Raw genomic sequence first — 13747 nt, forward strand, 5'->3', positions numbered from 1 at the left:
CCGAAAGGGGGTACTCCCGTACGGGGAAAATCCGCTCTACGCCTGCCTCACCCGCAACGCCCGTCCCAGGTCGTCGAGTTGGTCGACGAGTTTGCGGCGCAGGGCGGGGATGGGGTCGGCGTCGCGCAGGCAGGCCTCGCCGAGGTGGAGGTTGTCCTCGTCGATGGCGTAGTCCGGGAAGGCGGAGCGGCCGGCGGCGACGGCGATCGCGGGGCCCCGTCGGGCGGCGAGGGCGACGGCGTCCTGGTAGTAGCGGGGCACGTACTGCCGTACGAGGTCGGTCTGTTCGGGTTGCCAGAAGCCCTGGGCGGTGGCGGTGAACAGGTAGTTGGAGAGGTCGTCGCGGGTGAACATCGCTTCCCAGGCCTGTGCTTTGGCCTCTTCGGTGGGGAGGGCGGCGCGGCAGCGGGCGGCGCCTTCCTGGCCGGCGGCGGAGGGGTCGCGTTCGAGTTCGGCGGCGATGGCGGTCTCGTCGGTGGCGCCGAGGACGGCGAGGCGGGCGAGGACGCGCCAGCGCAGTTCGGGGTCGAGTTCGGGACCGCCGGGGACGGTGCCGTCGGCGAGCCAGGCGGCGATGGTGTCCGGGTGGGCGGCGACGTCGATGCAGTGGCGGACGGCGATCAGGCGCAGGCCGGGGTGGTCGCCGTCCTCGGTGCGGCGGATGAGGTCGCGGCACAGGGAGGAGAGGGTGGTGAGGGCGGCGGGGCGCTGTTCGGGGGTGACGTAGCGGTCGGCGACGTAGGCGGAGGCGAAGGCGAGGACGCCCTGCACGAGGGCGAGGTCGGTCTCGTGCGGGAGGTGGGCGCGGGCCGCGTCCAGGTAGGCGGTGGGCGCCAGTTCGCCGTCGCGGACGGCGTCGCGCAGGGCGTTCCAGACGACCGCGCGGGTCAGGGGTGAGGGCAGGCCCGAGAGGCTCTCGGTGACCGCTTCGAAGGAGTCGGGGTCGAAGCGGACCTTGGCGTAGGTGAGGTCGCCGTCGTTGAGGAGGAGGAGGGTGGGGCGCTTGCCGATGGGCTGCGGGGTGCTCTGCGGGATGTCGAGGTCGAGGCGGTCGCGCAGGACGAGGTGGCGGCCCTCGTCGGCGACGTCCTGGTCGTAGAGGCCGACGGCGATGCGGTGCGGGCGGCTGCCCTTGTGCTCGACCTGGAGGGTGTACGTGCCTTCCTCGCCGCGGGTGACCACGGGCCGCAGGGTGTCGACGCCGGTGGTGCGCAGCCAGGTGTCGGCCCAGGCGTGGACGTCGCGTTCGGTGGCGGAGGCGAGGGAGTCGATGAAGTCGGCGAGGGCGGCGTTGGCGAACTTGTGGCGGGCGAAGTGGGTGTTGATGCCGGCGAGGAAGTCCTTCTCGCCGAGCCAGGTCACCAGCTGTCGCAGGGCGGAGGCGCCCTTGGCGTAGGAGATGCCGTCGAAGTTCAGGAGGGCCGATGCCGTGTCGTCGACGGCTTCGGGGGCGACGGGGTGGGTGGAGGGGCGCTGGTCGGCGTCGTAGCCCCAGCCCTTGCGTACGACGCCGAAGTCGACCCAGGTGTCGGTGAAGCGGGTGGCTTCGGTGAGGGTCTGGTAGCCCATGTACTCGGCGAAGGACTCGTTCAGCCAGATGTCGTCCCACCAGCGCAGGGTGACGAGGTCGCCGAACCACATGTGGGCCATCTCGTGGGCGATGACCATGGCGCGGGTCTGGCGTTCGGTGTCGGTGACGGCGGAGCGGTAGACGAACTCGTCGCGGAAGGTGACGAGCCCGGGGTTCTCCATGGCGCCGGCGTTGAACTCGGGGACGAACGCCTGGTCGTAGGAGTCGAAGGGGTAGGGCTCCTCGAACTTCTCGTGGTAGCGGTCGTAGCACTGCTTGGTGATCTCGAAGAGTTCGTCGGCGTCCGTGTCGAGGTGGGGCGCGAGAGAACGGCGGCAGTGGATGCCGAAGGGCAGGCCGCGGTGTTCGGTGCGGACGGAGTGCCAGGGGCCGGCGGCGACGGCGACGAGGTAGGTGGAGATCAGGGGGGTGGGGGCGGCCTGCCAGAGGCCCTCGCCGAGGTCGGTGGTGATGCCGTTGGCGAGGACGGTCCAGTCCTCGGGTGCCTTCACGGACAGGTCGAAGACGGCCTTGAGGTCGGGTTGGTCGAAGGCGGCGAAGACGCGTTGGACGTCGTCCATGAACAGCTGGGTGTAGACGTAGGTCTCGCCGTCGGTGGGGTCGGTGAAGCGGTGCATGCCCTCGCCGGTGCGGGAGTACCGCATGACGGCGTCGATGCGCAGTTCGTGCTCGCCGGCGGTCAGGCCCGTGAGGGGCAGCCGGTTCTCCTCGAGGGTCTCCGGGTCGAGGGGGCGGCCGTCGAGGGTGGCCTCCCGCAGTTCGGCCGGCTTGAGTTCGACAAAGGTGTCCGCCTCGGTGCGCGCGGTGAACCGGATGACGGTCTGTGACGCGAAGGTCTCGTCGCCGGTGGTGAGGTCGAGCGCGATGGTGTAGCGGTGGACGTCGAGGAGCTTGGCACGGGTCTGCGCTTCGTCGCGCGTCAGTACGGACATGCAGGACATGCTGCCTGATGGCCGGGGCAACTCACAGAGGCGGATCGGTACACGCCTTATGTCCGGTCCTGTTCGAGCTCCCCGGTGTGCGCCCCGTTGGCGCGCTGCACCGGTACCCGGGCGTCCGGGTGGGACAGGGCCCCGTGGGGAGCGCTGTCCTTGTCGTTGTCGCCGTGGTCCTTGACGAGGGCGCGTAACTCCCGCACCTCGTGTTCGAGGGCGAGGTGGCGGCGGTGGGTCTCGAAGAGGTAGCGGACCTTGGTGCGCAGGGCCCAGGGGTCGATGGGTTTCATCACGAGGTCGGCGACGCCGAGGGCGAAGGCGGCGGAGGTGAGGTCGTGGTCGGGGCCGAAGCCGGTGAGCAGGATGACGGGGATGTGCTGGGTCTGTTCCAGGCGCCGCATGTAGCGGACCACGTCGAGGCCGCTGACGCCGGGCATCCGTACGTCGAGGAGCAGGAGGCCGACCTGGCCCCGGAGCACCTGCTTGAGGGCCTCGTCACCGCTGGTGGCGCGGCTGAGCCGGTAGCCCAGCGGGGCGAGGGCGCTCTCCAGGGCGTAGAGCGTGTCCTCGTGGTCGTCGACGATCAGGATCTTGGCATCCGAAGGCATGGCCCGACGTCCCTCCCTCGCGGACAGCCAGCCTACGCCCGTGCGCTGACACGCAGTGCTCGTGGGCTGACAAGGAGTGCACAGCGCAGCATGCCGGGTGCGGGCGGCCGTGTCACCTCCCCGCGGGGTCGGCCGAGGTCAATCGGCCAGGGGGGCGGAGCCGTTGACGGTGTCCTCGGCGATGCGCTCGTGGTGCCTGATCACCTCGGCGATGATGAAATTCAGGAACTTCTCAGCGAAGGCCGGGTCGAGTTTGGCGTTCTCGGCGAGGGTGCGCAGCCGCTCGATCTGGCGGGCCTCACGGGCCGGGTCGGCGGGCGGCAGCTGGTGGCGGGCCTTGAGGTGGCCGACCTGCTGGGTGGCCTTGAACCGCTCGGCGAGCATGTGGACGACGGCCGCGTCGATGTTGTCGATGCTGTCGCGCAGCCGGTTGAGCTCTTCGCGGACAGCGGGGTCGACGTCACCGGATCCGGTGTTGCTGGTGGTCATGGGCGACAACCCTAAGGGGACGGGGTGGTTGCTTCCGCGGCGGATGGGCCGGACCGGGGGCCCGGTCCCCAACCGCGCCCGACCACTCAACCCACCCCCGCCCCTCAAACCCTCGGCAGATCCTCCGGATCAGGCACCCGGTTGCTCCAGCCGCCCGGTACCGTCCGGCTTTCCTGGGCGCGGAAGCGGATCGGGGGCATGCCCACTCGGCGGGTGAAGAGGCGGGAGAAGTAGGCGGGGTCGTCGTAGCCGACGCGGCGGGCGATGGAGGCGACGGGGAGTTCGGTGGTGGCGAGGAGTTCCTTGGCGCGGTCGAGGCGGATGCCGAGGAGGTAGTCCTTGGGGCTGCAGCCGGCGCCGCGGCGGACGGCGGTGCGCAGTTCGGCGAGGGTCATGCCGTGCCGGGTGGCGTGGTCGGCGACCGACAGGGGGGTGAAGGCGTCGCGGGCGAGGGCCTTGAGGACGGGGTCGCCGTCGGGGGCGAGGTCGGCGCGGGCGCGGCGCAGGGCGACGAGGAGTTCGTGGACGGCGGCGCCGGTCTCCACTTCTAGGAGGGGGTTGTCGCGGCGGGCGGCCCGTGCGATGCGGGCGATCACCGCGCGCGGGCCGGTGGCGTCGGACAGGGGCACGACGGGCCGGTCGGGTTCGATGTAGCCGAGTTCGGTGTAGGTGGCGGTGGCGGGCCCGGTGAAGCCGACGAACCCCTCGTCCCAGCCGTCCCCCGGGTCGGGCGCGTAGTGGTGGGGGATGCCGGGGGTGAGCCACAGCAGTGAGGGCGCGGTGACCGTCGTACGGCGGCCGTCGGGGGTTTCGTACCACCCGGTGCCGGTGCTGATGACGACGGCGACGTGGCTGTCGAGGGTGCGGGGACCGACGGTGGGCAGCTCGCCGTACTGGAGTCCGACGCCGAGGCAGACCAGGCCCAGGCGGTGATGGACGGGGCTGGGCGTGAGGAACCGCATCCACGTGTGGTACATCGCGCTCCTTGCCTGCGCTTGCTCGCCTGCGCTTCGGTCCAAGCAGCGACGATCTTTGTCCATGGACCTGGCCGTCGCCAGTGGTGAGGGTGGAGCCTATGAGCGAGTTCACGGTGGGTGAAACCGATTTCCTGCTGGACGGACGGCCGGTGCGGCTGCTGTCCGGCGCGCTGCACTACTTCCGGGTGCACGAGGCCCAGTGGGGGCACCGCCTGGCGATGCTGCGGGCGATGGGTCTCAACTGCGTGGAGACGTACGTGCCGTGGAACCTGCACGAGCCGCACCCGCGTGAGTTCCGGGACGTGGAGGCGCTGGGCCGGTTCCTGGACGCGGCCCGGGAGGCGGGGCTGTGGGCGATCGTCCGCCCGGGCCCCTACATCTGCGCGGAGTGGGAGAACGGCGGTCTGCCGCAGTGGCTGAAGGGTCACGCGCGTACGAGCGACGAGGTATACCTGGGGCAGGTGGAGCGCTGGTTCCGGCGGCTGCTGCCGCAGGTCGTGGAGCGGCAGATCGACCGCGGCGGCCCGGTGATCATGGTGCAGGCGGAGAACGAGTACGGCAGCTACGGTTCGGACGCCGCGTATCTGCAGCGGTTGGCGGACCTGGTGCGCGCCGTGGGCGTCACGGTGCCGCTGTTCACCTCGGACGGCCCCGAGGACCACATGCTCACCGGCGGCTCGATCCCGGGCGTTCTCGCCACGGTCAACTTCGGTTCCGGCGCGCGGACGGCCTTCGAGACGCTGCGCCGGTACCGGCCGGACGGTCCGCTGATGTGCATGGAGTTCTGGTGCGGCTGGTTCGAGCACTGGGGCGGCGAGCATGTCGTACGGGATGTTGAAGACGCGGCCGCGGCGCTGCGGGAGATCCTTGAGTGCGGTGCCTCGGTGAACCTGTACATGGCGCACGGGGGCACGAACTTCGCGGGCTGGGCGGGTGCCAACCGGGGCGGGGGCGCGCTGCACGACGGTCCGCTGGAGCCGGACGTGACGTCGTACGACTACGACGCGCCGATCGACGAGTACGGCAGGCCGACGGAGAAGTTCTGGCGGTTCCGGGAGGTGCTGGGCGAGTACGGTCCGGTGGCCGACCTGCCGCCCGCGCCCGCGGTGCTGGAGGCGGACGGTGACGTGGACCTGTCCGGGTGGGTGTCCCTGTCCGCCGTGTTGGAGGAGCGCGGCGGTCCGCTCCACGAGGGGCCCGTGCCGCCGGCCTTCGAGGAGCTGGACGTCGACCGGGGGCTGGTGCGGTACGAGGTGACCGTGCCGGGGCCGCGGCAGCCGTATCCGCTGATCGCGCGGGGGCTGCGGGATCTCGCGGTGGTGTACGTCGACGGGGTGCGGGCCGGGGTGCTCACCGAGGAGGACGTGCAGCTCAAGGAGCCGGTGGCGGGGTACGCGCGCGTGGAGCTGTGGGTGGAGTCGCTGGGGCGGGTCAACTACGGGCCCAGGAGCGGGGAGGCCAAGGGGATCACCGGGGGGCTGCTGCACGAGCGGCAGTTCCTGCACGGGGTGCGGGCGCGGGGGCTGCGCCTGGACGCGCTGGACTCGGTGACGGGGATCGGCTTCGGGGCGGTCCCGCGGGACGGCTCTCCGGGGCTGTACCGGGGCGAGGTGGGCGTGCGGGGCGCCGGGGACGCGGTGCTGGAGCTGCCGGGCTGGACCCGGGGGTTCGTGTGGGTCAACGGCTTCAACCTCGGCCGGTACTGGTCGGCGGGCCCGCAGCGGTCGCTGTACGTGCCGGGTCCGGTGTTGCGGGAGGGCGGCAACGAGGTGTGGGTGCTGGAGCTGGAGGAGGCGCCGGCGAACGGGACCGGGCTCCGGCTCCGTGCGCCCGTTCCGGCCCACGAGAATCCGCTCACGACCTCGTAGAGTGGAATCGGGTTCAGGGCGTCTTGGGGGTACGGGCGTGACGAACGACGGACCGGTCCAGCACGGCTACCCGCACCTGGAGACGGTGCGGGCCTCGATCAACGCGCTCTACAAGCGGCTCTCCTACGACACCGTGCAGGCGTTCGCGACGAGTGTGGCGCCGGTGGACGTGGCGTTCTGCGACACGGACGATCTCTATCTCGGCGCGCAGCGGGTGGCGCGGGAGCTGGTGCGGCACTACCGGCTGCCGGACGCCCGGTTCGTCGTGAGCTTCCGGGAGATGACCCACGCGGCGAACGTCGAACTCACCGCGGGGCCCGAGTACTTCGTCGAGCTGAACGACCGGTTCCGGACGCATCGGCGGGACATCGGCGCGGCGCTGGCCCACGAGGTCATGCACGTGTATCTGCACCGGCTGGATCTCTCCTTCCCCGGGGTGCGGGAGAACGAGATCCTCACGGACACGGCGGCGACGTATCTGGGGGCGGGATGGCTGCTGCTGGACGCGTACCGGGAGGACGCGGCGTCGTCGCAGAAGCTGGGGTATCTCACGCCGGAGGAGTTCGGGTACGTGCTGGCGAAGCGGTCGCTGGTGTTCGGGGAGGATCCCTCGGTGTGGTTCACCAGCGCGCAGGCGTACACGGCGTATGTGAAGGGGATGGCGCTGGCCCGGGAGGACTCCGAGCAGCCGCCCCTCACGGCGGCGGGCTGGGTGGGCCGGCGCCGCTACGCGCGGGACCGCCGCCACGTCCCCGGCCCGCAGCCGGGAGTCCCTTACACCTTCACCCCGGACGGCCCCGGCCGGCTGCGGGTCTCCTTCCCGTGCCCCACCTGCCACCAGCGGATCCGGGTCCCGGTGCGGGGGCGGGTGCGGGCGCGGTGCGCGTTGTGCCGGACGGTGCTGGAGTGCGACACCTAGCGGTGTGCTCGGGTGCGCTCGAGTGTGCTCAGGTGCCGTACACCGGCCTGGGTGTCCCGGCCTCCTCCACCAGCTTGCGTGCTGTCTCTCCGGCCTCCGCCGGTGTCCACCTCGCGCCCCTGTCGGCCGTGGGGCCCGGCCGCCAGCCCTCCATCACCGTGATCCGGCCGCCTTCCGCCTCGAAGACCCGGCCCGTCACCCCCGCGCTCGCCCCGGAGCCCAGCCAGACCACCAGCGGTGACACGTTCTCCGGGGCCATGGCGTCGAAGCCGTCGGCCGGGGCGGCCATGGTGCCGGCGAACGTCTGTTCCGTCATCCTCGTCCGGGCCGCGGGGGCGATCGCGTTGACCTGCACGCCGTAGCGTGCGAGTTCGGCCGCCGCGACCAGGGTGAGGCCCACGATCCCCGCCTTCGCGGCGCTGTAGTTGCCCTGCCCGACCGAGCCCAGCAGTCCTGCTCCGCTGGAGGTGTTGACGATCCTGGCCACCGGCGTACGGCCCGCCTTCGTCTCCGCCCGCCAATGTGCCGCCGCGTGCTTCAGCGGCAGGAAGTGCCCTTTCAGGTGGACGCGCATCACCGCGTCCCAGTCGTCCTCGTCGAGGTTGACCAGCATCCGGTCGCGCAGGAACCCGGCGTTGTTGACGAGGGTGTCGAGGCGGCCGTACGTCTCTAGGGCGGCCTGGACGAGGGAGGCGGCACCGTCGGGTGTCGCGATGTCGCCGCCGTGGGCGACCGCCTGGCCGCCGGCCGCGCGGATCTCCTCGGCGACGAGGTAGGCGGGGCTGTCGGGGCCCGATGTGCCGTCGAGGCCGACGCCGAGGTCGTTGACGACGACCCGTGCTCCCTCGGCGGCGAAGGCGAGCGCGTGGGCGCGGCCCAGTCCACGGCCCGCGCCGGTGACGACGACGACCCGGCCGTCGCAGATTCCGGTCAACTCATGTCTCCTTGTCGGCAGTTGCGGCATTGGCTGCGTCGAGGAAGGCGGGCCGTTCCCCGCCGCCGTGCACCAGCAGTGAGGCCCCGCTGATGTAGGCGGCGGCGTCGGAGGCGAGGAACACGGCTGCCGCGCCCACGTCGGAGGGCTCGGCGAGGCGCCCGAGCGGGACGGTGCGGGAGACGGCGGCGATGCCCGCCTCGTCGCCGTAGTGCAGGTGCGACTGCTCGGTGCGGACCATGCCGACGACCAGGGTGTTCACGCGGACGTCCGGCGCCCACTCCACGGCCATCGAGCGGGCGAGGTTCTCCAGGGCCGCCTTGGCGGCCCCGTACGCGGCCGTGCCGGGCGAGGGCCGGCCGCCGCTGACGCTCCCGATCATGACGATCGAGCCGCGGGTCCGCCTCAGCTGCTCGTACGCGGCCAGGGACACCGTCAGCGGGGCGAGGAGGTTCAACTCCAGGACACGCAGGTGCCGTTCGGGGCTCGCGTCGGCGAGAAGGCGGTAGGGCGTACCGCCCGCGTTGTTGACCAGCACGTCCAGGCGCGGCAGTTCGGCGAAGAAGTGCCGTACGGCGTCGGCGTCCCGGACGTCCAGCCTCGCGAACCGGGTCTTCGGCAAGGGGGCTTCGGGCGGCCTGCGCGCACAGACGACGACGTCCGCCCCCGCCTGTGCGAAGGAGCGGGCGATCCCGGCGCCCACTCCCCGCGTCCCGCCGGTGACGACCACGGCCCTCCCGCTCAGCTCCATTCACCGCTACCCTTCACCTAACAAACGTTTGGTGGAAAGGTAGCTGATGCGGCCATGGGTGTCTCCACCTCGTCCCCGGAAAAGGGGATCGTCCTGGTCGGGGTCGACTTCCCGCCGGTGAACGCCCTTCCGGCGGACGGCTGGTTCGCCCTGGCCGACGCCGTGCGCGCGGCGGGCCGTGACCCGGAGGTCAGGTGCGTGGTCCTGGCGGCCGAGGGGCGGGGCTTCAACGCGGGCGTGGACATCAAGGAGATCCAGCAGCGCGGCTCGGCCGCCCTCGTGGGTGCCAACCGCGGTTGCTTCGAGGCCTTTTCCGCGGTGTACGACTGCGAGGTGCCCGTGGTGGCGGCCGTGCAGGGATTCTGCCTGGGCGGGGGCATCGGCCTGGTGGGCAACGCGGATGTGATCGTGGCGAGCGAGGACGCCACTTTCGGCCTGCCCGAACTCGACCGGGGGGCGCTCGGCGCGGCCACGCACCTGGCCCGCCTGGTCCCCCAGCACCTCATGCGCGCCCTGTACTTCACCTCCCGCACGGTCACCGCCGCCGAACTGCAGCGGCACGGAGCGGTGTGGAAGGTCGTGCCGAGGGAGGAACTCGCCGCCGTGGCCCTGGAGTCGGCCCGTGAGATCGCCGCCAAGGACGGCGAACTGCTGCGCCTCGCCAAGGCAGCGATCAACGGCATCGACCCGGTCGACGTCCGCCGCAGCTACCGCTACGAGCAGGGCTTCACCTACGAGGCGAGCGTCAGCGGGGTCGCCGACCGGGTCCGTGACAGGTTCGGCAGGGAGGCCGAGTGAGCGACAAGACCATGACGGCCGACGAGGTCGTCTCCCGGCTGCGCAGCGGCATGACGCTCGGCATCGGCGGCTGGGGCTCGCGCCGCAAGCCGATGGCCCTGGTCAGGGCGTTGCTGCGGTCACGGATCACCGACCTCACGATCGTCTCGTACGGCGGCCCCGACGTCGGCATGCTCACCGCCGCCGGACGCATCCGCAAACTCGTCGCCGCCTTCGTCACCCTCGACTCGATTCCCCTGGAGCCGCACTACCGGGCGGCCCGCGAGGCCGGTGCCTTCGAGCTGATGGAGATCGACGAGGCGATGTTCATGTGGGGCCTGCACGCGGCCGCGAACCGGCTGCCGTTCCTGCCGGTGCGGGCCGGCGTCGGGTCGGACGTCATGCGGGTCAACCCGGTCCTGCGGACGGTGACCTCGCCGTACGACGACCAGGAGACGTTCGTGGCCATGCCCGCGCTCGCCATGGATGCCGCCCTGGTGCACGTGAACCGCGCCGACCGGCTGGGCAACGGCCAGTGTCTGGGCCCCGACCCGTACTTCGACGACCTGTTCTGCGAGGCGGCCGACGCCGCTTACGTCTCCTGCGAACGGATCGTGGACACCGCGGAGTTGACGAAGGAGGCGCCGCCGCAGTCGCTGCTGCTCAAACGGCACACGGTCACCGGCGTGGTCGAGGCCCCGGGAGGCGCGCACTTCACCTCCTGCGTCCCCGACTACGGCCGGGACGAGGCCGTACAGCGGGAGTACGCGACCACGCCCTGGCCGGAGTTCGCCGCACGCCATCTCGGGGGAGGACTTGATGAGCGCGACCCGGAGTGAGTACTGCGTGATCGCCTGTGCCGAGGCCTGGCGGGACGCGGGCGAGATCCTGGCGAGCCCCATGGGCCTGATCCCCTCGGTCGGTGCCCGGCTCGCCCGCCTCACCTTCTCCCCCGACCTGCTGCTGACCGACGGCGAGGCCCTGCTGGTCCGCCCGGACGGCACGCCCGAGGGCTGGCTGCCCTACCGGCAGCACCTGACCCTGGTCACGAGTGGCCGTCGGCACGTGATGATGGGCGCGAGCCAGATCGACCGGTACGGCAACCAGAACATCTCGTGCATCGGCGACTGGGCGCGGCCGAGGCGACAGCTGCTCGGGGTGCGGGGGGCGCCGGTCAACACCCTCAACAATCCGACCAGTTACTGGGTGCCGAGGCACTCCCGGCGGGTCTTTGTGGAGAAGGTCGACATGGTGTGCGGGGTGGGGTACGACCACGCGGACGGCGCCCCTTATCACCGTATCCCCCGGGTCGTCTCCGACCTGGGTGTCTTCGACTTCGCGACGCCGGACCACTCGATGCGGCTGGCGTCGCTGCATCCGGGGGTCACCGTGGCACAGGTGCGGGAGGCCACGGGCTTCGAGCTGGTGGTCCCGGACGAGGTGCCGTACACGCGCGAACCGACCGTGCGGGAGCTCGAGTTGATCCGCGAGGTGATCGATCCGCAGGGCACCCGGTCCAGGGAGGTCGGCGGCTGATGGAGACGGCGCTCACCCGGCTGGTCGGGGTCCGGCATCCGATCGTGCAGACCGGGATGGGGTGGGTGGCGGGGCCCCGCCTGGTCTCCGCCACGGCGAACGCGGGCGCGCTGGGCATCCTGGCCTCGGCGACCATGACGATCGACCAACTCCGGGATTCGGTAAGGGAGGTGAGGTCCCGTACCGAGGCGCCCTTCGGGGTCAATCTGCGGGCGGATGCCGCGGACGCCGGTGACCGGGTGCGCGTGATCATCGACGAGGGGGTGCAAGTGGCGTCCTTCGCCCTCGCGCCCTCCGCCGAGCTGATCGGCGCGCTCAAGGAGGCGGGGGTGGTCGTCGTCCCGTCCGTCGGGGCCCGGCGGCACGCCGAGAAGGTCGCGGCCTGGGGCGCGGACGCGGTGATCGTGCAGGGCGGGGAGGGCGGCGGGCACACCGGGGAGGTGGCGACGACGGTCCTGCTGCCGCAGGTGGTCGACGCGGTGGACATCCCGGTCGTGGCGGCGGGGGGCTTCTTCGACGGGCGGGGTCTGGTCGCGGCGCTGGCGTACGGGGCGGCGGGCGTCGCCATGGGGACCCGTTTCCTGCTCACCTCGGACTCGACGGTGCCGGACGCGGTGAAGGCGCGGTATCTGGCGGCGACGGTGAGGGACGTGACGGTGACCCGGGCGGTCGACGGCCTCCCGCACCGCATGCTCCGCACGGACCTGGTGGACTCCCTGGAGCGCGCGGGCCGTACCCGCGCCCTGCTGCGGGCCGCCCGGCACGCCGCCGCCTTCCGCGAGCTCTCCGGCCTGACCTGGCGGCAACTGGTCCACGACGGCCTCGCCACGCGCCACGGCAAGGACCTCACCTGGAGCCAGGTCCTCCTCGCCGCCAACACCCCCATGCTGCTCAGATCGGCGATGGTGAACGGCCGTACGGACCTGGGCGTCATGGCCTCCGGGCAGGTCGCCGGGGTGATCGACGACCTGCCGTCGTGCGCGGAACTGGTGGAGCGGATCATGAAGGAGGCGGAAGAGGTCCTGACCGGCCTCACAGCCTCTCGATGATCGTCACGTTCGCCTGTCCCCCGCCCTCGCACATCGGCACCATCCCCGACGGCCCCCTCGCACCGCTCGGCCCCTGGGGGCCTCACGGGCTTCGGGAGCCTGCGCCGGACTCCGTCCGCCGGAGCGGGTGGCCTGCCGTCGTCACAGCCTCTCGATGATCGTCACGTTCGCCTGTCCCCCGCCCTCGCACATGGTCTGGAGGCCGAACCGGCCGCCCGTGCGCTCCAGTTCGTGCAGCAGGGTCGTCATCAGTTTGACTCCCGTCGCCCCCAGCGGGTGTCCCAGGGCGATGGCGCCGCCGTTGACGTTGACCTTCTCCGGGTCCGCGCCGGTCTCCTTCAACCAGGCCAGGACGACCGGGGCGAAGGCCTCGTTGATCTCGACGAGGTCGATGTCGTCGATGGTGAGGCCGGTCTTCTTCAGGGCGTGCGCGGTGGCCGGGATGGGCGCGGTGAGCATGCGAATGGGGTCCTCGCCGCGCACGGAGAGGTGGTGCACGCGTGCGCGTGGCGTGAGGCCGTGTTCGCGCACCGCCCGCTCCGAGGCCAGCAACATGGCCGCCGCCCCGTCGGAGACCTGCGAGGAGCAGGCCGCGGTGATGGTGCCGCCCTCGATCACCGGCTTCAGACCGGCCATCTTCTCCAACGAAGTGTCCCGGCGCGGGCCCTCGTCGACCGCGACCGGGCCGTAGGCCACCGTCTCGCGCTCGAAGCGGCCCTCGTCGATGGCCCGCAGGGCCCGCCGGTGGGACCGGAGCGCGAACTCCTCCTGGTCCTCGCGGCTGATCCCCCACTTCCCGGCGATCATCTCGGCGCCGGCGAACTGGTTCACCGCCCGGTCCCCGTACCGCGCCCGCCACCCCTCGCTGCCCGCGAAGGGCCCCTGGGTCAGCCCGAGCGGCTCGGCGGCCTGCCGGGTCGCGAAGGCGATCGGGATCATCGACATGTTCTGCACGCCGCCGGCGACCACCAGGTCCTGTGTCCCGGACAGCACGCCCTGCGCGGCGAAGTGCACGGCCTGCTGCGAGGACCCGCACTGCCGGTCCACGGTCACCCCGGGCACCTCCTCGGGCAGCCCGGCGGCGAGCCACGAGGTCCGCGCGATGTCCCCGGCCTGCGGCCCGACCGCGTCCAGGCAGCCGAAGACGACATCCTCCACGGCGGCCGGATCGACCCCCGCCCGCTCCACCAGCGCGACCAGCACCCGCGCACCCAGATCGGCCGGGTGGACCTGGCTCAGTCCTCCCCCGCGCCGCCCGACGGGCGTACGGACCGCTTCGACGATGTAGGCCTCGGCCATGGCAACTCCCCAGT

At 71.9% G+C, this 13747-nt stretch carries 13 protein-coding genes; 6 read left to right on the plus strand and 7 right to left on the minus strand.

Translation table 11 applies throughout. The features are described from left to right. Positions 1-36: 36 nt before the first annotated feature. The 4 genes from pepN to ACGFWE_RS09485 all read right to left on the minus strand — a co-directional run bounded on the left by pepN (position 37) and on the right by ACGFWE_RS09485 (position 4600). The gene (gene pepN, locus ACGFWE_RS09470; protein WP_393599095.1) at positions 37-2523 is read right to left on the minus strand and encodes an aminopeptidase N; all 2487 of its coding nucleotides are present in this window, start codon (positions 2521-2523) and stop codon (positions 37-39) included. 56 nt (positions 2524-2579) lie between these two features. Beyond that, the gene (locus ACGFWE_RS09475) at positions 2580-3134 is read right to left on the minus strand and encodes a response regulator (RefSeq protein ID WP_352382750.1); all 555 of its coding nucleotides are present in this window, start codon (positions 3132-3134) and stop codon (positions 2580-2582) included. 138 nt (positions 3135-3272) lie between these two features. After that, the gene (locus ACGFWE_RS09480; protein WP_053852438.1) at positions 3273-3623 is read right to left on the minus strand and encodes a chorismate mutase; all 351 of its coding nucleotides are present in this window, start codon (positions 3621-3623) and stop codon (positions 3273-3275) included. A 104-nt stretch (positions 3624-3727) separates the two neighbouring features. Next, positions 3728-4600, minus strand: a complete 873-nt coding sequence (locus ACGFWE_RS09485) for an AraC family transcriptional regulator (protein WP_352382752.1) — start codon at positions 4598-4600, stop codon at positions 3728-3730. A gap of 98 nt (positions 4601-4698) precedes the next feature. On the opposite strand from ACGFWE_RS09485, the gene ACGFWE_RS09490 reads away from it, so the two are divergent. Next, positions 4699-6468, plus strand: coding sequence for a beta-galactosidase family protein (locus tag ACGFWE_RS09490; RefSeq protein WP_393599097.1), 1770 nt, complete (start codon positions 4699-4701; stop codon positions 6466-6468). Positions 6469-6505: 37 nt separating this feature from the next. Next, entirely contained in the window at positions 6506-7387 is an 882-nt protein-coding gene (locus ACGFWE_RS09495) for a hypothetical protein (RefSeq protein WP_352382755.1), read from the plus strand. A gap of 28 nt (positions 7388-7415) precedes the next feature. Here ACGFWE_RS09495 and ACGFWE_RS09500 read toward each other — a convergent pair whose 3' ends face one another. Then, entirely contained in the window at positions 7416-8321 is a 906-nt protein-coding gene (locus ACGFWE_RS09500) for an SDR family oxidoreductase (protein ID WP_393599099.1), read from the minus strand. Position 8322: 1 nt separating this feature from the next. After that, the gene (locus ACGFWE_RS09505; protein ID WP_393599101.1) at positions 8323-9072 is read right to left on the minus strand and encodes an SDR family oxidoreductase; all 750 of its coding nucleotides are present in this window, start codon (positions 9070-9072) and stop codon (positions 8323-8325) included. Between the two features lie 54 nt (positions 9073-9126). On the opposite strand from ACGFWE_RS09505, the gene ACGFWE_RS09510 reads away from it, so the two are divergent. Genes ACGFWE_RS09510 through ACGFWE_RS09525 form a run of 4 tightly spaced genes read left to right on the plus strand, consistent with a single transcriptional unit; the run spans position 9127 to position 12434 of the window. Continuing rightward, positions 9127-9870: an enoyl-CoA hydratase family protein gene (locus ACGFWE_RS09510; protein WP_393599103.1), complete on the plus strand. Its 744-nt coding sequence runs from the start codon at positions 9127-9129 to the stop codon at positions 9868-9870. Then, a complete protein-coding gene (locus tag ACGFWE_RS09515; protein ID WP_393599105.1) occupies positions 9867-10688 on the plus strand; it encodes a CoA transferase subunit A in 822 nt (273 codons plus the stop codon). The genes ACGFWE_RS09510 and ACGFWE_RS09515 overlap by 4 nt, the downstream gene beginning before the upstream one ends. Beyond that, positions 10669-11385, plus strand: a complete 717-nt coding sequence (locus ACGFWE_RS09520) for a CoA-transferase subunit beta (RefSeq protein WP_393599107.1) — start codon at positions 10669-10671, stop codon at positions 11383-11385. The genes ACGFWE_RS09515 and ACGFWE_RS09520 overlap by 20 nt, the downstream gene beginning before the upstream one ends. Then, on the plus strand, positions 11385-12434 hold the full coding sequence (locus ACGFWE_RS09525; RefSeq protein WP_393599109.1) for an NAD(P)H-dependent flavin oxidoreductase: 1050 nt from the start codon (positions 11385-11387) through the stop codon (positions 12432-12434). Before ACGFWE_RS09520 ends, ACGFWE_RS09525 begins: the two co-directional genes overlap by 1 nt. Before the next feature lie 141 nt (positions 12435-12575). Here ACGFWE_RS09525 and ACGFWE_RS09530 read toward each other — a convergent pair whose 3' ends face one another. Next, the gene (locus tag ACGFWE_RS09530; RefSeq protein WP_352382769.1) at positions 12576-13733 is read right to left on the minus strand and encodes an acetyl-CoA C-acetyltransferase; all 1158 of its coding nucleotides are present in this window, start codon (positions 13731-13733) and stop codon (positions 12576-12578) included. Positions 13734-13747: the final 14 nt, after the last annotated feature.

The organism is Streptomyces sp. NPDC048523, assembly GCF_043199815.1.
Taxonomy (GTDB): Bacteria; Actinomycetota; Actinomycetes; order Streptomycetales; family Streptomycetaceae; genus Streptomyces.

Excerpts from the sequence above, each read along its gene's own strand:
- ACGFWE_RS09490 (WP_393599097.1), top strand. The coding sequence starts at position 4,699 with ATGAGCGAGTTCACGGTGGGTGAAACCGATTTCCTGCTGGACGGACGG.
- ACGFWE_RS09525 (WP_393599109.1), top strand. The coding sequence starts at position 11,385 with ATGGAGACGGCGCTCACCCGGCTGGTCGGGGTCCGGCATCCGATCGTG.
- ACGFWE_RS09530 (WP_352382769.1), bottom strand. The coding sequence starts at position 13,733 with ATGGCCGAGGCCTACATCGTCGAAGCGGTCCGTACGCCCGTCGGGCGG.
- ACGFWE_RS09480 (WP_053852438.1), bottom strand. The coding sequence starts at position 3,623 with ATGACCACCAGCAACACCGGATCCGGTGACGTCGACCCCGCTGTCCGC.
- ACGFWE_RS09520 (WP_393599107.1), top strand. The coding sequence starts at position 10,669 with ATGAGCGCGACCCGGAGTGAGTACTGCGTGATCGCCTGTGCCGAGGCC.
- ACGFWE_RS09485 (WP_352382752.1), bottom strand. The coding sequence starts at position 4,600 with ATGTACCACACGTGGATGCGGTTCCTCACGCCCAGCCCCGTCCATCAC.
- ACGFWE_RS09475 (WP_352382750.1), bottom strand. The coding sequence starts at position 3,134 with ATGCCTTCGGATGCCAAGATCCTGATCGTCGACGACCACGAGGACACG.
- ACGFWE_RS09505 (WP_393599101.1), bottom strand. The coding sequence starts at position 9,072 with ATGGAGCTGAGCGGGAGGGCCGTGGTCGTCACCGGCGGGACGCGGGGA.
- pepN (WP_393599095.1), bottom strand. The coding sequence starts at position 2,523 with ATGTCCGTACTGACGCGCGACGAAGCGCAGACCCGTGCCAAGCTCCTC.
- ACGFWE_RS09510 (WP_393599103.1), top strand. The coding sequence starts at position 9,127 with ATGGGTGTCTCCACCTCGTCCCCGGAAAAGGGGATCGTCCTGGTCGGG.